This window comes from Streptosporangium amethystogenes, assembly GCF_000721075.1.
Taxonomy (GTDB): domain Bacteria; phylum Actinomycetota; class Actinomycetes; order Streptosporangiales; family Streptosporangiaceae; genus Streptosporangium; species Streptosporangium amethystogenes.
On sequence record NZ_JOEQ01000037.1, the window covers coordinates 12,495 to 31,004 of the forward strand.

Genomic DNA, 18,510 nt, shown 5'->3' on the forward strand with positions numbered 1-18,510 from the left:
ACGCAACGTGCACGAGCGGCTGTCCCTGCCCGGCCGTCGCAACGAGCTGAAAGACCTCGCGGACACGGTGGACGGGCTGCTCGGCCGGTTGGAGACCGCTCTCGACACGAACAAACGGTTCGTCGCCAACGCCGCCCACGAACTGCGGACACCGTTGACGGTCGAACGCGCGCTGCTGGAGGAACCGCTGATCGACCCCGAGGCCGGCCTGGAGTCGTTCCGGGCCAACTTCGAGCGGCTGCTGGCCATCACCGACCAGCGGGGACGGTTGCTGGAGTCGCTGCTCACCCTGTCGGACAGCGAGGACGCCCACAGCCGGGACGAGCCGGTGGACCTCACCGGCCTGATCGAGAAGACACTCCAGGACCGGGCACCGGATGTGAAACGGCGCGGCCTGCGGGTGCGGAGCGTGCTCCGCCCGGTATGGATACCGGGCGACCAGGTGCTGCTCGCCCGTCTGCTGGCCAACCTCTACGACAACGCGATCCATTACAACGTGCTCGGCGGCACCGTCGAGATCGGCGTACGCCACGAGGCCGGGCGGGTCGTCCTGTCCGTGGTGAACACCGGCCAGGTCATCCCACCCGACCAGGTCGACCGGCTGTTCGAGCCGTTCCAGCTGCTGCGTCGTATCGCCGACGACGGCCATCACGGTCTCGGCCTGTCGATCGTGCGAGCCCACAGGGCGGATCTCACCGCCGTCGCCCGCCCCGACGGCGGCCTCGCCATCGACATCGCGTTCCCCAAGGTCACACCGGACCCGTGAAGCCGACCACCTCGGCCGACCTGTCTCCAAGCGAGGAACCGGCCGTCGCCAGGCGACAAGCGGCGAACAAAACCACACTCAAGCCTCTTCGGCCGCATTGAGCCGCAGGCGCCTACCTCCACAGCCTGTTGGCCGTGCTCGCCCTCATCCGGCACCGCCGGATGAGGAGATCCTGCGGTGGTCTCAGATTTCTCCCGTACGTGGCTTTGTAGGCCCAAAACGAGAGCCGAATGTTGTGGCGACGTCGGCCGTAGGGCCGTGTTGGTGAGTTTGAGAGCCACCCCGGCGGACCGGCCGGCGCGATGGCGGTTCCTGGTCTTCCTCGATAGTTGCCGCCTGTGCCGTCGGCGATGCCCCAGGTCCAAGTGGAGCGGCCCGAGCAAAGCAAGGGACGACTACCTGGAGGCGGCCCTCCGCTCCCGAACGTGTCCCCAGCCCCCGGGATGAGGCTCTGATTACGCTGAGGAGCCCTCGCTAGGGTGTCGGGATTAGCTCTAATCCCGACACTGAACACATGAGGGCCCCAGTCCCCAGCACGGGGCCTGGGACGCGTGTCTTATCGCCGCCTGGCCATTCTGATGTGGGTAGCGTCAGCGTGGCGGGGCTGATCTGCCGGAGGAACTTGCGAGACTGCGGGGCCTCAGTGACGTGGGTCCGGGCCCTCGGTGACGCCCCAGGTCTCCGCGAGTCGGCCGTTGTCAATGCGGAAGATCTCGATGAGCACGGGCCGGACGTCGCTACCCGGGGCCGCCATCCCCTCAACCGATGAGCGGATGGCAACCTTGTCGCCGTCGATCAGGATGTCGTCGGCGACAACGCGCATGGCCGGGAACCGGGCAACGACCTGGACCCAGGCCTCCTTGCCCGTTTCGAACCCGGTGGCGCCAAGCGGGTGGTTAAGGAAGTCAGGGGTGAACAGATCGGCGGCCTGGTCGAACTGCCGGGTGTTAAAGCATTCCTGCATCCGCAGCACCAGGGCGCTGGCTTCCTCGCGTGTGGTCATTGAAGGGACCTCCTCGTGTTCGGTGGGGTCTGCCTCATGGCGAAACGACGCAACCACGTAAGCGGGGCTTCGCCCCGTTTACGTGGGCAGCATACGGGGCGACGCCCCGGTTAAGCTAGGCGTGAGATGTCCAGTCGAACGCCTAAACACACTCCAGCCGAGCCACCGACGGCTCCCGTGAACGACCGGGAGCTACGGGCCGACGCGCGCCGCAATCGTGAGCAGGTATTGCGGACCGCGCAGCAGCTGTTCGCCTCACAAGGCCTCGGCATCTCGCTCGACGAGATCGCCCGCCGTGCGGGTGTCGGTCCCGGCACCGTCCACCGGCACTTCCCCACCAAGGAAGCGCTGTACCTCGCCGTCGCGATCGACCAGATCAGGCAGTTGGTCGCTGAGGGAGAAGCGCTCACCGGTACCGACGATCCGGCCGCCCTGTTCACGCTGCTGTCCCGGATGATGGCCTCAGGCGCGGAGAACGCGGCGGTGAAGAGCGCGCTCACGGCCGCCGAGTTCGACCTGCGCAACGCCGCTCCGGACGCCGCTGCCGACCTCACGTACCAGGTCGCGCACCTGCTCGATCGCGCCCATAGTGCCGGCGTCGTACGCCACGACGTGACAGTCGACGAGGTGATGGCAATCGTCGCCGGCGCCTTCGCCGCGATCCGACACGCTGACGCGGACACCAACCACGAACGCTCCGCACACATCGCCCAGATCATCCTCGACGGATTACGGCCCCAACCCAGATAACAAGGGCCCAGGCAGCTCCACCCCTAGCACGAGCTTCCGCGCGATCGGACGGTTTTCTCGCCGGTTCCAGCCGCGCGGTACCCGACGTCAGGTCAGATTTCTCCGCTGCGGATGCCTGAGAGGAAGCTGTGCCAGGTCGTTGGGGAGAAGGTCAGAACGGGGCCCAACGGGTCCTTGCTGTCGCGGACGGCGACGACGCCCGGCAGGTTCGTGGCCACTTCCACGCACGCATCCCCGCTGTTGCTGTAGCTGGACTTACGGAACTCGGCACCTGGCAGATCGGAGGACATGGCTACTCCTTCATGACCGCAGCGATCATCGCTTGCGCCGCTGGTCGATGGACGGCACCTGGGACGGGCTACGGGGTGTTTGGCCCTCGTTGGGGGCTTGATCAGGCTTCTTTGGGCGACTCGCGCCAGCCGGATTCGAGAAGGTCGAAGATGGCGTTCAGCGCGGCCAGGGGGTCGGGTTCCATGCCCGCGAGTTCGGGGATCTCCAGGACGTAGCGGGCGAGAGCGCGGACGGTCATGTCGGAGGGGTCGCGGCCGCTCTCGGCGGCGATGGCCTCAGCCAGGGCTCCCTCGCTGGCTATCCAGAGCTTGCGTGAGTATTCCCGCAGGGCGGGTGTGCTGACGATCAGGTCGCGCTTGCGCCGCAGTTCAGGCGGGAGATCGTTGGTGAAGGGTCCCCGGGCTGCCATGCACTGGTGCAGGGCTTCCAGCACTGACTGGCCGGGGGGCCGGTCGCGGACCGCGGCGGCCAGCCAGACGCGTCGTTCGGTGCCGTCGTCGAAGATCAGCGCTTCCTTGCCGTCTGGCACGTGCGCGAACAGGGTGGCGATGGAGACGTCCGCCTCGTCGGCGATCTGAGCGACGGTGACGCCGTCGTACCCGTGCTCGCAGAACAGCCGCAACGCGGCGTCCGACAACGCCCGGCGGGTCTGTGCCTTCTTGCGCTCGCGGCGCCCCATCGTCGTCGGCATGTCCCCATCATATCGGAACCTGGAACGCATCCGAATCTATAATGGTTATAGTTTCTGAGTCAGTTCAGATTCGTTCCGAATGGAGATGCGTCATGGCAACCCCCGCAACCGTCGGCCCGCCGACGACCGCGTCCACCCGCCGCATGTGGTCGATCTTGGGTTTGGTGCTACTCGCCGACGCCCTCGACATGATCGACGCCACGGTCACCAACATCGCCGCGCCCACGATCACCGCCGAACTGCATGGCGGCGAGGGCCTGATCAAATGGCTCGGGTCGGCCTACATGCTCGCGATGGGCGTCCTGCTCGTGGTCGGCGGGCGACTGGGCGACAAGTACGGCCAGCGCAGGCTGTTCCTCATCGGCATGAGCGGCTTCACGATCGTCTCGGCCGTGGCCGGGCTCTCACCCGACCCGGCTCTGCTGATCCTCGCCCGCGGCGCGCAAGGCGCGTTCGGAGCGCTCTTGATCCCGCAAGGTATGGCGATCATGACAAAGACGTTCTCGCGTGACATGCTCACCAAGGCGTTCGCGTTGTTCGGGCCCCTGCTGGGACTCGCCTCGGTCGGCGGCCCGATCCTGGCCGGGTTCGTCATCGACGCCGACATCGCCGGCCTGTCGTGGCGCCCGATCTTCCTGGTCAACCTGCTGCTCGGCGGCCTCGGCCTGGTCCTGGCCGTCCGGCTGCTGCCGCACGACGACGGCGACGCGTCCACCAGTGTGGACGGGGTGGGCTCAGGGTTGCTCGCCGCCACTATGTTCGGCCTGCTCCTGGGGCTGGTCGAGGGATCGAGCAACGGCTGGACCGCCATCCCGATTCTCTCGATCGCGGCCGGCCTGTCGTTCTTCGCCGCCTTCGCCCGCCGCCAGAGCACCGCCACCGACCCGCTGCTCAAGCCATCCCTGCTGCGCAACCGCGGCTTCGGCTCCGGACTGCTCGTCGGACTGATCGTCTTCGCCGCCACCACCGGGCTGGTCTATGTCCTCTCTCTGTTCATGCAGCAAGGGCTGCACGCCTCGGCGCGAGACACCTCCCTGGGACTGCTGCCGATGACCGTCGGCATCATCGTGGCCGCGGGAGCATGCATGGCGCTGATCAAGAAGCTGGGCCGCACCCTCATCTTCCTCGGCCTGGCCGTCATCCTGATCGGCTGCGGCTGGCTGCTCGTCCTGGTCACAGCCTCCGGCACTGGCCTGAGCCTGTGGGCCCTCGCACCAGCTGTCTTCCTCACCGGCCTGGGGATGGGCGCATGTTACGGCACGATCTTCGACGTCGCGATCGGTGACATCGATCCCGACGAGGCCGGCAGTGCCAGCGGCTCCCTGTCGGCGATCCAGCAACTGGCGGCCGGTATCGGCTCGGCCGCCGTCACCTCGGTCTTCTTCCAGTCGGCCGGTTCCGGTTCCGGCTTCGGCCACGCCATGACGGCCAGCCTCATCGTCGTCATAGCCCTCACCGCCATCACCGTCCCTGCCGTGATGCTGATGCCCAGACGAGCACCGGAAGAACTCCAGCACTAACGCAGACCCGACCAGCCATCAACGCAAGGAGCCGGACGATGTCCTCCCTCCACAGCCCAGCCCCCTGGGACGTACGGCGCCTGCCGCACGCCGAGGGCAAGAACTTCCTCGTCACCGGAGGCAACGCGGGCATCGGGTACTTCGTCGCCGAACAACTTGCCGGCACCGGCGCCACCGTCATCCTCGCCAGCCGTGACCCCGCCAAGGCCGAAGCCGCGCAGGTCTCGATCCGCACCCGCGTCCCCGGCGCGCACGTCCGTCACATCCGCCTGGATCTGGCCGACCTCTCCTCGCTCAAAGCCTCCGCGGACGCCCTGAGACTGGACAGACTGGACGCGGTCGTCTGCAACGCCGGAGTGCTGCTCGACCAGCCGCCGCGGCGCGAGACCATGGACGGCAACGAGCTGATGTTCGCCACCAACCATCTGGGGCACTTCGCGCTGATCTGGTGGCTCGCCCCCCTGCTGACGGCCACACCCGCGAGCCGCGTCGTCACCACCGGCAGCTTCACGGCAAAGTCCGAGAGCCTGGATCTTGACGATCTCCAGAGCACGCGCGACTACCGGCCAAAGCGCACCTACGCACGATCCAAACTCGCGCAGATGCTCTTCGGCTTCGAACTCGACCGCCGCCTGCGCGCCGCCGGCAGCACGACGCTGAGCGTGATCACCCACCCCGGCGGCGCACTCGACTCCCTCACCCCTTCACGCCCGCCTGTCCACGTCCGAACCAGCGGCGAACGACTGCGCGGCCTGCCCGCCGGCCTCCTCTTGCAGAGCAAGGAGGCCGCCGCCTGGCCCGCCGTCCGGGCCGTCCTCGACCCGTCGGTGTGCGGTGGCCAGCTTTGGGGGCCTCGGGTATTCGGGATCCGCGGCCTGCCCACCCTCGAACCCATCCAAGGTCACCTGGCCGACACTGTACTCGCGGCGCGTCTGTGGACCGCCACCGCCAGCCTGACCGGCCTCGATCCAAGCCCGAACCTCAGGTAAGCCGACGATGGCGGAGTTTCGCGCGGTGAACATCAAGCAGCCGGAATGGGTCAGCCGCCTGATGTCGGAGTACTTCCAGCCGTAAACCTGCCCGCCTCACCCCATGACAGGTCATGAATGCGGCTGGAGTACTGATCGGACAGGCATGTCCGATCAACTGACCACCCGACCTGAGAGACACGCCCTGGCCCCGGCGATGGGAACACGCTCCTGAGAATCACCTCGCGCGAGAGCCGATCGTGATGGAGAGCCGTCCGCCCGCCTGGGCGGAGGCCAGTTCGGTCGCTTGGGCCGAGGTGGTGGCCAGCACGACGAGGGCGCCTCGCTCGGACTTCTCGTCCGGGGTGGCCAGAACCGTGACGTCCTCGGCCACGGTCGTCGCGGGGGTGGTGCCGTCCCACGTCGAGGTGGCGGCGGCGAGCACGTCCACCACGTCACCCGGCGAGAGCAGGCGTGCGGTCTCGGGGTCGGCGACGCGGACCGGGGTGGCGACCGTCCCGGGGCCGTGGGCGGCCAGCAGGCCGGGGCCGAGCAGGCGGACGTCGGTCAGCGGCTCCCCGCGTCGCGCGGGACCGGCCAGGATCTTTCCGGCGAACGGCGTGCCGGGTCTCAGCGCGCCATCGGGGACCGTGCCGGGCCTCAGGGCCGCCGGTGTCAGGTCGGTCCCCTTCAGTACGCCGCCGGGGAGATCCCTGGCGGCGGTCAGGACGATCACCGAGGCGGTGTCCGGGCGTAGCGCCAGCACGGCGCATCCCATCGCCAGGGCGGCGACGAGGGCGGCGAGCAGGCGGTGACGGCGGCCGAGGAGGCGGCGCAGGGCGCGCATGGCTGACTCCATGGATGGGAGCCGGGCGGCGCGGTGCCCGTGACGGGATGCCCACCGGGTGGCGGGACAGGGACGACTCCCGCTGGGGGGCGGGTTGGCGATCCCCGATGAAATCGGTGATCGCCGAGCTGATGTTTCCCGGGGTACGGGTTCGGTCTGGGAGGCCGAGGCTCTCCGGAACCCCGGAGAGCGATGATCATCAGGAGGCGGAGGCTCAGCGGCGAGGCGAAGGGGGAGCGGTGTCGTGGGCCGGGTGGTCCCCCTTGAGGAAGGACCTTCCCGGCAAGGCATGGGCTCAGCCGGGGAGGTCGAAGGGGAGCTTCAGGCCGTCCAGGGCGGTGGGGCAGGGGCAGGTGCGGTCTTCGGGGAGGGCGGCGACGACGTCGGTGATCAGGGAGCGCATCCGGGTGACGTTGGTGGCGAAGAAGGCGAGGACCTCCTCGTGGGTGACCCCCTCACCCGCCTCGACCCCGGCGTCGTGGTCGGTGACCAGTGAGATCGAGGTGTAGCAGAGGGTCAGCTCGCGGGCGAGGATGGCCTCGGGGAAGCCGGTCATGCCGACGATCGACCAGCCGTTGCCGCTGAACCAGCGGGACTCCGCGCGGGTCGAGAACCGCGGGCCCTGGATGACCACCAGGGTGCCGCCGTCGGACACCTCCCACTCCGAGGATCGCGCGCTGGAGACCGCCGCCGCCCGGCCCGAGGGACAGTAGGGGTCGGCGAAGGCGACATGGACGACGCCGCCCTCGTCGTAGTAGGTCTGTACGCGGCCGGCGGTGCGGTCGATGAGCTGGTCGGGGACGACCAGGGCGCCGGGGCCGATCTCGGGGCGCAGCGAGCCGACCGCGCTGGGGGCGAGGACCTGGCGCACGCCGAGGGAGCGCAGCGCCCACAGGTTCGCCCGGTAGGGGATGAGGTGCGGGGGGAAGCGGTGGTCGCGGCCGTGGCGGGGCAGGAACGCGACCGAGCGCGACCCGATGTGGCCGACGGTGACGACGTCGCTCGGCGGCCCGTACGGCGTGGTGATCTCGATCTCAGTGGCGTCGTCGAGCAGTGAGTAGAAGCCCGAGCCGCCGATGACTCCGATATCCGCGCGAGTAACCATGGCGCCGAGATTAGCGCCACGGCCGGATCCTTGAGGAGCCCGGGTGACGACCTGTGGATAACCGGCGCCACAGCTGGCTTCGAGGGGTGACCTGACACCCGCGGCCCTGAGACCCGGCGCGACGACCGACCGACCGCCCGTCGGGCGGCTGAGCAGCCGGGGCGTTAGGCCGCTGGACCGCCGAACGGCCGGGAGGCTAGGACGCCGCGGGAGCCGGGCTGCTCGCCACCTTCGTCGGCTTGGCGTCGGACTTCGAGTCCGACGAGGTCGAGGGGGTCGAGGAGGCCGACGAGTCGGACGACTTCGACGAGCTGGACGAGTCCGAGGAACCCGACGAGCTCACCGTGCTGGACGAGGACGACCGGCTGTCGGTCCGGTAGAAGCCCGAACCCTTGAAGACGATGCCGACCGCGGAGAACACCTTGCGCAGGTCACCCGCGCAGCTCGGGCACTCGGTGAGAGCGTCGTCGGAGAACTTCTGGACGATTTCGAACTGGTGGTTACAGGCACTGCAGGCGTACTGGTAGGTGGGCACGCGCTCCTCCTCGTGTGGTCCGCGCCGATTGGCACTCTAGTGGCGCGACTGCTAATGGTACGCAGCCGACAAGCTTAAACGCGAGTTGGCGTCTTCGCATTCCATAGGGAGATCTCGATCAGACACCGCGCTCGCCGTACCAGCCCGCGAGTTTGCCCCTGCGGCTGATCGCCCGCATCCGGCGCTCGACGGTGTCCCGGCAGGCGGCGGTCGTCACCACCAGGAGCTGGTCCTCGACCTTGAGCCTGGTGGAGTCGGTGGGCACGAACGTACGGCCCTCCCTGACGATCAGCGTCACCTGGGCGTCCTTGGGCAGCCGCAGCTCGAAGATCTCCACGCCCTGCAGCTTGGACGTCGGTGGCACCTTGACCTGGAGCAGGTTGGCGTTGAGCTCCTCCAGCGGCGCCGACTCGACCTCCAGGTCGAGCGCCTCGTCGGGGGTGGACAGCCCGAGGAATTTCGCCGCGAACGGCAGGGTCGGCCCCTGCAACAGTGTGTAGACGACGACGATCACGAAGACCTCGTTGAACACGAGCTTGGCCGTGCCGTTCTCGATGGAGGTGGCGGCCCAGGGGATGGTCGCGAGCACGATGGGCACCGCGCCGCGCAACCCGGCCCACGACAGGAAGGCCTGTTCCCGCCAGCTGAGCCTGGCGATGCCCGTCACGCGGGTCAGGAAGGCGGAAACCATGATCGACAGAGGGCGGGCCACCGCGACCAGGATCAGCCCGGCGACCAGGCCGGGTACGATCGCGGCCGGCATCTCCGAGGGGCTGACCAGTATCCCGAGCATGACGAACAGGCCGATTTGGGCCAGCCAGGCCACCCCCTCGGCGAAACCCCGCGAGGCCGCGCGGTGCGGCATCCGGGAGTTGCCCATGACCAGCGTTGCGAGATAGATCGCCAGGAAGCCGCTGCCGTGCAGCAGCGTGGCTCCCGCGTAGGCGACGAACGCCAGGGCCAGCACCGCGATGGGGTACAGGCCGGAGACGGGCAACGCGATGCGGCGCAGCGCGTAGATGCCGAGCGGGGCGACCGCCAGGCCGATGGCCGCGCCCACCACCAGCTCGAAGAGCACGTCGAACAGCGCGGTCCCGAGGCTGGGCGAGCTGGCGGCACTCAGCAGCATCACCGCGATCACCGTGGGCGCGTCGTTGAAACCCGACTCGGCCTCCAGGATGCCCGCGAGGCGCGGCGGCAGCGGCAGACGGCGCAGCACGGAGAAGACGGCGGCGGCGTCGGTGGAGGCGAGGATCGCGCCGACCAGCAGCGCGGTCCGCCAGTCCAGGCCGAGGATCAGGTGCACCGAGACCGCGACGGCCGCGATGCTCACCCCCACGCCGACGGTGGCGAGCACCAGGGCGGTGGGAATGGCTCCCTTGACGTGGCTCCAGGTGGTGGTCAGGCCACCCTCGGCCAGGATGATCGCCAGTGCGATCATGCCTATCTGCTGCGCCAGCTCCGGGTTCTCGAACTGCAGCCCGAGCCCGGACTCGCCGAGGAGCACCCCGAAGCCGAGGAAGAGCAGGAGGCTGGGCAGTCCGCTCCAGTGGGCGACACGTACGGCGACGATGGCCGCGATGACGACTCCGGCACTGAGAAGCAGCCAGACGTCCACCCCCATCTGGTCCCCTCTCTGTCTCCGGGGACCATTGTGTCGCATTCGGAAGGGGCGTCACACACGCCCCACGCGCACAACGGGTCACGGCCCGGGTGCACACCGACCCGGGACGGGCGGTGAATCCATCGCCGGTCGCGTGTTCACGATGGGGATTGCGGTGACTCACCGTGGTCGGGCCGGTCGGACGCCCTCAGCTGCCCGTGGTGCCCGTCCTGAAGATCCCCTCGGGTGTCGCCGCATAGCGGACCGTCAGGTCGTGCGGCTCGGCGGGCACGTCGTCGAGCAACTCGCCCTCGTGCAGCAGCGCCACGGTCGGCACGTTCGGGCCGACCCTGGCCAGTGCCCGGTCGTAGGAGCCGCCGCCCCGCCCGAGCCGTACCCCGGTGGACCTGTCCACCGCCAGCGCGGGCACGATCACCAGTGCCGCGGTCCTGATCGCGTCGACGCCGCGCCGGGTGTCGACCGGTTCCATGATCCCGAAGCGGCCGGGGGCCAGGGTGTCCGGGCCGTCGTACACGGCCCAGTCGAGATCGTTGTCGTCGCGGAGCACGGGCAGGATCACGGTCGCGCCGTGCTTCCACAGGGCGAAGACCAGCCCGTGGGTCGCGGGCTCCGTCCCGATCGACCAGTAGCAGGCGACGAGCCCGGCCATCTGGACCCAGGGCCGGTCCAGCAGGGATTCCCTGATCTGTACGGAGGCCGCATGGCGCCGCTCATCGGGGATCGCGGCCCGCGCCGCTTCGATAGTGGCACGCAGCCTCAGCTTGTCCACGGGTCCCTCCACTATGGTTTTGGTTATGGCCGACTTCGAAGCTGTGACGAAAGCCGTTGTCCCCGCGGCGGGTCTGGGCACCCGTTTTCTTCCGGCGACCAAGGCGACCCCCAAGGAGATGTTGCCGATCGTCGACAAGCCCGCCATCCAGTATGTCGTCGAGGAGGCGGTCTCCGCCGGACTGCTCGACGTCCTCATGGTCACCGGGAAGAACAAGCGTTCCATCGAGGACCACTTCGACCGGGCGGTCGAGCTTGAGGAGGCCCTGGAGGCCAAGGGCGACGACGAGCGCCTCTCCCAGGTACGCGAGCCCGCGGACCTGGCCACCATCCACTACGTACGGCAGGGTACGCCGCGCGGCCTCGGCCACGCCGTCCTCTGCGCCAAGCAGCACGTGGGCGACAACCCCTTCGCGTGCCTGCTCGGTGACGATCTCATCGACTACCGCGACGAGCTGCTCAAGCGCATGATCGAGGTGCGCGGCACGCACGGTGGCAGCGTCATCGCGCTGATGGAGGTCCCCAGGGAACAGGTCTCCCTGTACGGCTGCGCCGCCATCGTGCCCACCGACGAGGACGACGTGGTCAGGGTGACCGACCTGGTGGAGAAGCCGCCCGCGGACGAGGCCCCGTCCAACTGGGCGATCATCGGCCGGTACGTGATCGACCCGGCCGTCTTCGAGGTCCTGGAGAACACCCCGCCGGGACGCGGCAACGAGATCCAGCTCACCGACGCCCTGCGTACCCTCGCCGGGCGTGGCAACGACCAGGGCGGCCCGGTACACGGAGTGCTGTTCCGAGGCCGCCGCTACGACACCGGCAACAAACTCGACTACCTGCGGACGGTGGTGCAGTTCGCCGCCGACCGCCCCGACCTGGCGCCGGAGTTCCTCCCCTGGCTCAAGGAGTTCCTGACCGAGCGATGAGCTTCATGAGATCGGTAGACGACCACCTTTCCGACATCCTGCGTACGATCCGGGTCCTCGCTCCGCTGGAGGTGGAGCTGGAGCAGGCGCTGGGCACCACGCTGGCCGAGGAGGTCACGGCCCCGGTTCCGCTGCCGCCCTTCGACAACTCCGCGATGGACGGCTACGCCGTGCGGGCCGAGGACGTCGCCGACGCCCCGGTGACGCTCCCGGTGATCGACGACATCGCGGCGGGTGACGGCCGGGTGCAGGCCATCGGCCCCGGCATGGTCATGCGGATCATGACGGGGGCCCCGCTGCCCGCCGGGGCCGACGCGGTGATCCCGGTCGAGTGGACCGACGGCGGCACGGCGCAGGTGATGATCAACCGTTCCGCGCCGCCGGGGAACGCCATCCGCAGGGCGGGAGAGGACGTACGGGCCGGCGACGTCGTGCTGCCCGTGGGCACCCCGATCGGGCCCGCGCAGCTCGGGGTGCTGGCCGGGGTGGGCCGCCGCCGGGTGCTGGTGCGGCCCCGTCCGAGGGTGGTGGTGATATCCACCGGGGCCGAGCTGGTCGAGCCCGGCCTGCCCCTGGGCGACGGCCAGATCTGGGAGTCCAACAGCTTCGCCCTGATCGCCGCGGTCCGTGAGGCGGGTGGCGAGGGTTACCGGGCCGGGATCGTCGCCGACGACGCCGCGCGCTTCCTCGACCAGCTCGACGCGCAGCTGCTGCGGGCCGATCTGGTGATCACCAGCGGTGGTGTCTCGATGGGGGCGTACGAGCCGGTCAAGGAGGCGCTCGGGCCGCTCGGCACGGTCCGCTTCGATCGGGTCGCCATGCAGCCGGGCATGCCCCAGGGCTTCGGCGTGGTCGGTGAGGACCACATCCCGATCTTCACGCTGCCGGGCAACCCGGTGTCGTCGTTCGTGTCGTTCATGGTGTTCGTCCGGCCCGCGCTACGGAAGATGGGCGGTCTGGCCGCCGAGCCCACACCGACCGTGCGGGCGGTCACCACCGCTCCGCTCCGCTCGCCCGAGGGGAAGCGCTCCTACCTGCGCGGCGTGCTCGGCCCCGGCGGCACCGTCGACCCGGTGCGCAGGCAGGGTTCCCACCAACTCGCCGCGCTGGCCGCGGCCAACGCACTGATCGTGGTCCCCGAGGACGTCGTCGAGCTTCCCGAGGGCGCGAACGTGGAGGTCATCCCACTGTGACTGGATTCACTCACATCGACGAGACCGGCGCGGCGCGCATGGTGGACGTCTCGGCCAAGGACGTCTCCGTCCGTACCGCGACCGCCACCGGCAGGGTGTTGCTCTCGGCCGAGGCCGTGGCGCTGCTGCGGTCGGGGGAGGTCCCCAAGGGCGACGCGATCGGCACCGCGCGGATCGCCGGGATCATGGGTGCCAAGCGGACCCCCGACCTGATCCCGCTCTGCCACCCCATCGCGCTGCACGGGGTCAAGGTCGAGCTGGCCGTGGTCGACGACGGCGTGGAGATCACGGTACGGGTCAAGACCGCCGACCGTACCGGGGTCGAGATGGAGGCGCTGACCGCGGTCTCGGTCGCCGCGCTCGCCCTGATCGACATGGTCAAGGCGGTCGACCCGGCCGCCGTGATCACCGATGTCCTCCTTGAGGAGAAGACCGGCGGCAAGACGGGCGTCTGGACCAGGGGAACCTCGTGAGGGCTCTGGTGATCACCGCATCCAACCGGGCCGCCGCCGGGACCTACCAGGACACCTCGGGGAAGCTGCTGGCCCATCTTCTCGCCGAGGCCGGGTGCGAGGTGGACGGGCCGAGGGTGGTTCCCGACGGCGAGCCGGTCGAGGCGGCGCTCCGCTCCGGGGTGGCCGAGGGGTACGACGTGATCGTCACCACCGGCGGCACCGGGCTGACCCCGGCCGACCTCACCCCGGAGATGACCCGGCGGGTGATCGACAGGGAGGTCCCCGGCATCGCCGAGGCCATCCGCCAGGTCAACCGGGAGAAGGTACCCACCTCGATCCTGTCGCGCGGGCTCGCCGGGCAGGCGGGTGGCACGCTGATCGTCAATTTGCCCGGTTCCTCCGGAGGGGTGCGCGACGGCATGGCCGTGCTGGCGCCCGTGCTCCGGCATGCCGTGGACCAGATCCGCGGGGGAGACCACCCTCGCTGACCCGTACCTTCCGCGCCCCGGCTCCCATGGCACGGGAGGCGGTGTTGGGGGGATGATGGAGGGCGTGGATCGACTTCGTGGCTGGCCGGTGACCCTGACGGAAGGTCCGGTAGGACTTCGACCGCTGCGGCTGCGAGACGTACGCGTCTGGCGGGAGTCGCGGCTGCGCAACGCGAACTGGCTCCGCCCCTGGGAGCCGAGCAATCCCGAAACCCCCCTCTTCAAGACCGGCCTCGGTCCCTACATCTCGATGGCCGGAACCCTGCGCAGGGAGGCCCGGCAGGGCCTCGCACTACCGTGGGTGATCACCTACGAGGGTGCCTTCGCCGGGCAGCTCACCGTGGGTGCCATCGTCTGGGGCTCCGCCAGGTCGGCACAGATCGGTTACTGGGTGGACGGCGCCCTGGCCGGTCGCGGGATCACCCCCACCGCGGTCGCCATGGCGGTCGACCACTGCTTCTTCATCACCGGTCTGCACCGCATCGAGGCCAACATTCGCCCGGAAAATCACGCAAGCCGCAGAGTGGTTGAAAAGCTTGGTTTTAGGGAAGAGGGCATCAGACGTAGGCATCTACACATCGATGGTGCCTGGCGCGATCACATCTGTTACGCGCTCACGGTCGAAGACGCACCGAGAGGGTTGCTGGTGCGGTGGCGGCGGGCCCGTGAGGCGGCCGCCCACGGCGGCACTCCGCACGAAGAGGTTTGAAGATCTCGCGACACACCGCATCGAATGCTCGTCAAATAGTGACACGCGGTCTTACGGTGCGTGACATGAGCACATCGAAGGCGCCGGGGGACCACCCGTGTCTTCGTGCTGCCCGGAGGTGGCCGTGAGCAGCGTCGTCCTGTATCTGGCCATTGTCATCATGTGGCTATGCGTGCTCGTGCCCATGTGGCTGCGCCGCGATCGCAACACCCTCGTCGAGACGGCCAAGGACCCCGAGTCGTACGCCTACGACGAGGACTCCACTGAGACCCTGGTCGAGCCGCCGCACGCGTCGGCTGCGGAGTTCCCGCCGCCCGCCGACCACGAGACCCCGGCGGATGCCCGGACCGAGCCCGAGGCCTCGCCCGCCCGCCGGCCCAACCCGCGTAGGGCCGCGGCCGAGCGCCGTCGCGCCGAGCTCCGGCGCAGGGGGAGGCAGGTGGCCAAGCGCAGGCGGCTGACCTTCTGGTGCGTGCTGCTCCTGCTCGCCTCCGTGGTGACGGCTGCCGTCCAGATCATCCCCTGGTGGGGCGTAGCGCCCTCAGTGGTGCTTCTGGGGGCCTATCTGGCTGTTCTCCGGGTCACCGTGCAGATCGACGCCGAGCAGCGGAGAGCGGCCGCCAAGGCCCGCGCGGAACGTGCCAGACGCGCCCGCCGCCGCGCCGCCCTGCTGGAGGCCCAGCGCCCGGTGGCCGAGGTCATCGACCTGACCGCGCTCCGCGACGAACTCTTCGACCAGTACGCCGAGTCCCCCCGCCGCGCGGTCGGCGACTGACAGTGGCTCTGGATGGCGCGAGTGCCCCTGGAAGTTTGCTAATCTAGTCCACGTCTTGGGGATGTAGCGCAGTCCGGTAGCGCACTTCGTTCGCATCGAAGGGGTCAGGGGTTCGAATCCCCTCATCTCCACCAGGGGCCGTTCTTGAAACGGCTGGACTGAGGTTGACGGGATCCCGTCTGATCATCGCGATCAGGCGGGATCTTGTCGTTTCAGGGATTTCCGAATCGGGTTCGTGCTGGTTTGGAAGCTGCAGAGCAGGTGCCCGGGAAGGTCTAGGTGGTGTCAGACCGCTGGTCGAGGACCGAGTTCGCGTCGTTGGGCATGGCGAAGCCGCCGCTGAGCTGGGTGCGACAGGGGGATCTGAATTGCGGCTCATGGGATGGGTGGTGGCCTGCTCCGATTCGGGGGCGGCATGCGGTCGGCCTGTTCTGCTGTGATTTCGAGGACGTCGGCCGAGGTGTCGGCCCCGTCTGGAGGCTGCTGGGTGTGGCGCCACTGGTCGAGGAAGTGGTCGTTGGCGACCGTGACGAGCAATGCGACCAGGATGGTTTGGGCGACGCGTCCGTGGGCGAGCCGGTTTTTGGGATTACCGAGGTCGAGGTCGTGTCCCTTGAGCCGACCGTTGATGCCTTCGGTGTTGGCGCGGACAGACTTGTAGGTCCCGATCCAGGTGGGACTGAGGTAGGCCAGGTCCTGGCGGAACTTGTCGAGGTGGCCGAGGTCGTCTTTGCCCAGGGTGATGGTGTGCTGGCGGCAGATCTTCGGCAGTTCGCCGGCCTTCAGGTCGGGCTGTGGGGGCAGAACGCGGGGCTTTGCCGCGAGGTGAGCCGCTCGCTGTCGGGCGTCGGTCAGGTCGACCGCGGCAGGCCGGAGCGGCCCGCGCTGGTGGAGGCGGTCGAAGCGGGGGCAGGTGAGCGATGGAGAGGTGCCTGCTGCCGGGCACTGGAAGCGGATGGCGCCGTCTGCATTCGCGTTCTGTTTGAGACGCAGCAAGTACGGCTCTCGCGCGGTGATCAACGCGGTGAGTTCTTCCGATGGTCTGCGGATGGCGGCGTCGTCCAGGCCGGTGGTGGCGGTGGCGAGCCGGTCAGGCATCAGCGGGCAGGCCAGGGAGCCGTCGATGAGCAGCGCGCCGTGGGCGCTGCCCTGCACTCCTCGCTGATCCACTTTGTAATCGAGGGCGAGCCGGTAGCCGAGTTCTCGTGCGGGTTGGGCGAAGTGGGCGGGTTGTTGGTCGGTGTAGGCGCGGTCGACGACGGCGAAGGCGGTGGGGAAGCCGAGCGTGGACAGGGGTTTCAGGGTGGTGATGGCGTTGGCGCCGATGCGTTTGTGTGGGGTGTCGAGGACCAGGCCGAGCGCCAGTTGCGGGAAGGAACCGAGAACCGAGCGGGTGCGGGCGGCGACGGTGAGGGTGGCGCTGTAGCCGTACTCGGCTTGGCCGGCCCCGGCGGAGTGGTGCCAGCCCGCGGTGATTTCGGTGGAGGCGATCAGTTCGCCGGTGGAGCGGCGAGTTCGGGGCGGGCGGGCGAAGACCGGGGTGGCGGTGGTGTCGATGCCGACGTCACCGCGAAAGCCTGCCAGGTGGCCGCGGCCTTTGCTCCAGCGGACCGGGGTGAGCACGAGCGCGGTGACGATGTCTTGCAGCAGGTCCCGCTTGCGGATGTGGCCGGGATCGTCGTCTTGCCAGGCGGCGGCGAGCAGATCGGCCTGGTGCTGGGGCAGGCGGGTGCGGCGGTCGTGCCGGGCCACATCCAGCAGGGTGGTGAGCCGGTCGAAGGCGCGGTAGAAGCATCGGTTGTCGGCCAGGCAGGCGTGCGGATCGTCAGCGGGTGGCCCGTCGGCGTCCAGTCCCAGATGCTCCCGGGAAGCCGCAGACAGACAGAAGGCGGCCAGCCGCCAGGCATCGGCCAGGGTGGCTTTGCCGCTGTGGTGGATCGAGACCATCAGGCAGACGAGCACCGCCCGGATCGGCATTCCCGCCGGTCCGGAGCGTGGGCCAAGCTCGTCGTCGATCAACGGCATGATGCCGGAGTCATCCAGCAGGCAGGTGTAGTGGCTGGTGACGGCGTCAGGGATCTGTGCCGTCTGTTTGGTGGGAGGCCGGGGTCGGGTGGTGCGGGCTCGGGTGGTGCGCGGCGGCCAGGCGCGTGGCTTCGCCGTACTCACCTGTCGCGGCCGCGCAGCAGCGCGACCGCGGTGAGCTCGTCCAGGGCGGGGACGAAATGCTGGTAGCGGGCCAGCGCGGAGGCGCTCATCCCGGCCGCGGCGGCCACCACGCCCACGTCGATCCTCGCGCTCAGCAGTTCGACGATCCAGGAGGAGCGCAGTCGGCGCACCGACAGGGTGGGCAGGGCGCCGGTCGGGGTGTGGCGGGCCGTCCAGGAGCTGAACAGGTTCTTGGCGTGCCGGCTGGCGCGTCCGGGCCGGAAGACGAAGGCGTCGCCGGGCTGGTCTGCGGCGTGAGCGAGGATGTCCTCCCAGGCAACGCGGCAGACGATCAATCGCTGCGTGCCGGGGACGGTGACCACGATCGCGCCGGAGTCCAGGCGACGCAGGTGCCCGGTTCGGACGGCGGCCACTTCCCCAGAGGTCAGACCGCAACCGAAGGCAAGTGCCATCAACGCCAACGCGTCGCCCCTGGCCTGGCCGGGCAGGTGTTCGGCCCAGCCGCGAAGGTGGCTGAGCTGGGCCGGCGAGTACGGCGGGCTGACCTTCTTGGGAGCCTTCATCGGCGGCGGCGCCTGTTCGCCGCGTTCCAGCCAGGCCAGGGTGGCGCGCATGTGCCGCAGCCAGCTGCGGTAGGTCTGGGCCGAACTCGGGGCCAGGTCGGTGCAGCCGGTCAGGACGAACGCGTCGATCGTCTCGTGCCGCAGCCACACTTCCGGGTTATCCGGCAGGCCGGAGCGGTGCACCACACGGCCAGGCGGGTGGTCGCGGTGAGCAGCCGTTCCACCCGGTAGGGGGAGCGCTCAGCGCTGGCGGCGACCAGCATCTGCACATGCCCGCAGACGTGGTCCCACTCCGGTGGAGCTTTCTGCGGCCGGTAGCCGGTGATCTTTGCCGAGGTCGCGGGATCGAGGATCACACCCCATC

The 18,510-nt window shown here is 69.2% G+C and carries 21 protein-coding genes, 1 tRNA gene and 1 pseudogene; 12 read left to right on the top strand and 11 right to left on the bottom strand.

Annotation, left to right across the window (positions count from 1 at the left end):
* Nucleotides 1–7: 7 nt before the first annotated feature.
* On the top strand, nucleotides 8–766 hold the full coding sequence (locus IG98_RS0136210; RefSeq protein ID WP_051753398.1) for a sensor histidine kinase: 759 nt from the start codon (nucleotides 8–10) through the stop codon (nucleotides 764–766).
* A 640-nt stretch (nucleotides 767–1,406) separates the two neighbouring features.
* Here IG98_RS0136210 and IG98_RS0136215 read toward each other — a convergent pair.
* Nucleotides 1,407–1,769, bottom strand: coding sequence for an ester cyclase (locus tag IG98_RS0136215; protein WP_030923035.1), 363 nt, complete (start codon nucleotides 1,767–1,769; stop codon nucleotides 1,407–1,409).
* Between the two features lie 177 nt (nucleotides 1,770–1,946).
* Between IG98_RS0136215 and IG98_RS0136220 the strand changes: the two genes are divergently transcribed.
* Entirely contained in the window at nucleotides 1,947–2,519 is a 573-nt protein-coding gene (locus tag IG98_RS0136220) for a TetR/AcrR family transcriptional regulator (protein WP_211264276.1), read from the top strand.
* Between the two features lie 92 nt (nucleotides 2,520–2,611).
* Here IG98_RS0136220 and IG98_RS0136225 read toward each other — a convergent pair whose 3' ends face one another.
* The gene (locus tag IG98_RS0136225; protein ID WP_030923041.1) at nucleotides 2,612–2,809 is read right to left on the bottom strand and encodes a DUF397 domain-containing protein; all 198 of its coding nucleotides are present in this window, start codon (nucleotides 2,807–2,809) and stop codon (nucleotides 2,612–2,614) included.
* 101 nt (nucleotides 2,810–2,910) lie between these two features.
* Entirely contained in the window at nucleotides 2,911–3,501 is a 591-nt protein-coding gene (locus IG98_RS0136230; RefSeq protein ID WP_030923045.1) for a TetR/AcrR family transcriptional regulator, read from the bottom strand.
* Between the two features lie 92 nt (nucleotides 3,502–3,593).
* Here IG98_RS0136230 and IG98_RS0136235 point away from each other — a divergent pair, with 92 nt between their 5' ends.
* Both IG98_RS0136235 and IG98_RS0136240 read left to right on the top strand, forming a co-directional pair.
* Complete coding sequence (locus IG98_RS0136235) at nucleotides 3,594–5,021, top strand: MFS transporter (RefSeq protein ID WP_030923050.1); 1,428 nt, start codon at nucleotides 3,594–3,596, stop codon at nucleotides 5,019–5,021.
* Nucleotides 5,022–5,059: 38 nt separating this feature from the next.
* Nucleotides 5,060–6,010: an SDR family NAD(P)-dependent oxidoreductase gene (locus IG98_RS0136240; protein WP_030923054.1), complete on the top strand. Its 951-nt coding sequence runs from the start codon at nucleotides 5,060–5,062 to the stop codon at nucleotides 6,008–6,010.
* A 217-nt stretch (nucleotides 6,011–6,227) separates the two neighbouring features.
* Here IG98_RS0136240 and IG98_RS0136245 read toward each other — a convergent pair whose 3' ends face one another.
* Together IG98_RS0136245 and IG98_RS0136250 are read right to left on the bottom strand one after the other, a co-directional pair.
* On the bottom strand, nucleotides 6,228–6,836 hold the full coding sequence (locus IG98_RS0136245; RefSeq protein ID WP_245651867.1) for an RcpC/CpaB family pilus assembly protein: 609 nt from the start codon (nucleotides 6,834–6,836) through the stop codon (nucleotides 6,228–6,230).
* A gap of 295 nt (nucleotides 6,837–7,131) precedes the next feature.
* Nucleotides 7,132–7,941 carry an S-methyl-5'-thioadenosine phosphorylase gene (locus IG98_RS0136250; RefSeq protein ID WP_030923060.1) on the bottom strand — a complete coding sequence of 270 codons (810 nt, stop codon included), beginning with the start codon at nucleotides 7,939–7,941 and terminating at the stop codon, nucleotides 7,132–7,134.
* 239 nt (nucleotides 7,942–8,180) lie between these two features.
* On the opposite strand from IG98_RS0136250, the gene IG98_RS54670 reads away from it, so the two are divergent.
* Nucleotides 8,181–8,321 (top strand): hypothetical protein, encoded by a 141-nt coding sequence (locus IG98_RS54670; protein WP_342666876.1) that lies wholly within the window; start codon nucleotides 8,181–8,183, stop codon nucleotides 8,319–8,321.
* Between the two features lie 14 nt (nucleotides 8,322–8,335).
* Here the strand turns inward: IG98_RS54670 and IG98_RS54675 are convergent.
* From IG98_RS54675 to IG98_RS0136270, 3 genes and pseudogenes are all read right to left on the bottom strand, one after another.
* Nucleotides 8,336–8,476: pseudogene (locus IG98_RS54675) on the bottom strand (FmdB family zinc ribbon protein); the annotation flags it as partial.
* Nucleotides 8,477–8,594: 118 nt separating this feature from the next.
* Nucleotides 8,595–10,100 (bottom strand): potassium/proton antiporter, encoded by a 1,506-nt coding sequence (locus IG98_RS0136260; RefSeq protein WP_030923062.1) that lies wholly within the window; start codon nucleotides 10,098–10,100, stop codon nucleotides 8,595–8,597.
* 187 nt (nucleotides 10,101–10,287) lie between these two features.
* A complete protein-coding gene (locus IG98_RS0136270; RefSeq protein WP_030923065.1) occupies nucleotides 10,288–10,869 on the bottom strand; it encodes a 5-formyltetrahydrofolate cyclo-ligase in 582 nt (193 codons plus the stop codon).
* Between the two features lie 25 nt (nucleotides 10,870–10,894).
* Here IG98_RS0136270 and galU point away from each other — a divergent pair, with 25 nt between their 5' ends.
* From galU to IG98_RS0136305, 7 genes are all read left to right on the top strand, one after another.
* Nucleotides 10,895–11,794: a UTP--glucose-1-phosphate uridylyltransferase GalU gene (gene galU / locus IG98_RS0136275; RefSeq protein WP_030923078.1), complete on the top strand. Its 900-nt coding sequence runs from the start codon at nucleotides 10,895–10,897 to the stop codon at nucleotides 11,792–11,794.
* A 5-nt stretch (nucleotides 11,795–11,799) separates the two neighbouring features.
* Complete coding sequence (gene glp, locus IG98_RS0136280; RefSeq protein WP_030923080.1) at nucleotides 11,800–12,987, top strand: molybdotransferase-like divisome protein Glp; 1,188 nt, start codon at nucleotides 11,800–11,802, stop codon at nucleotides 12,985–12,987.
* Complete coding sequence (gene moaC / locus IG98_RS0136285) at nucleotides 12,984–13,460, top strand: cyclic pyranopterin monophosphate synthase MoaC (RefSeq protein WP_030923082.1); 477 nt, start codon at nucleotides 12,984–12,986, stop codon at nucleotides 13,458–13,460. Before glp ends, moaC begins: the two co-directional genes overlap by 4 nt.
* Nucleotides 13,457–13,930, top strand: coding sequence for a MogA/MoaB family molybdenum cofactor biosynthesis protein (locus IG98_RS0136290; RefSeq protein WP_037972228.1), 474 nt, complete (start codon nucleotides 13,457–13,459; stop codon nucleotides 13,928–13,930). The genes moaC and IG98_RS0136290 overlap by 4 nt, the downstream gene beginning before the upstream one ends.
* Before the next feature lie 55 nt (nucleotides 13,931–13,985).
* Nucleotides 13,986–14,639: a GNAT family N-acetyltransferase gene (locus IG98_RS0136295; protein ID WP_030923087.1), complete on the top strand. Its 654-nt coding sequence runs from the start codon at nucleotides 13,986–13,988 to the stop codon at nucleotides 14,637–14,639.
* Nucleotides 14,640–14,763: 124 nt separating this feature from the next.
* Nucleotides 14,764–15,414: a divisome protein SepX/GlpR gene (sepX, locus tag IG98_RS0136300; RefSeq protein ID WP_030923089.1), complete on the top strand. Its 651-nt coding sequence runs from the start codon at nucleotides 14,764–14,766 to the stop codon at nucleotides 15,412–15,414.
* Between the two features lie 57 nt (nucleotides 15,415–15,471).
* Nucleotides 15,472–15,548: transfer RNA gene (locus IG98_RS0136305), tRNA-Ala, on the top strand.
* Nucleotides 15,549–15,789: 241 nt separating this feature from the next.
* Here IG98_RS0136305 and IG98_RS0136310 read toward each other — a convergent pair.
* From IG98_RS0136310 to IG98_RS51295, 3 genes are read right to left on the bottom strand one after another with little or no spacing between them, the layout of a single operon-like run.
* A complete protein-coding gene (locus IG98_RS0136310; protein ID WP_051753399.1) occupies nucleotides 15,790–17,583 on the bottom strand; it encodes a hypothetical protein in 1,794 nt (597 codons plus the stop codon).
* Nucleotides 17,580–18,296, bottom strand: a complete 717-nt coding sequence (locus IG98_RS45745) for a hypothetical protein (protein WP_157594721.1) — start codon at nucleotides 18,294–18,296, stop codon at nucleotides 17,580–17,582. Before IG98_RS45745 ends, IG98_RS0136310 begins: the two co-directional genes overlap by 4 nt.
* On the bottom strand, nucleotides 18,257–18,502 hold the full coding sequence (locus tag IG98_RS51295; RefSeq protein ID WP_157594722.1) for a hypothetical protein: 246 nt from the start codon (nucleotides 18,500–18,502) through the stop codon (nucleotides 18,257–18,259). Before IG98_RS51295 ends, IG98_RS45745 begins: the two co-directional genes overlap by 40 nt.
* Nucleotides 18,503–18,510: the final 8 nt, after the last annotated feature.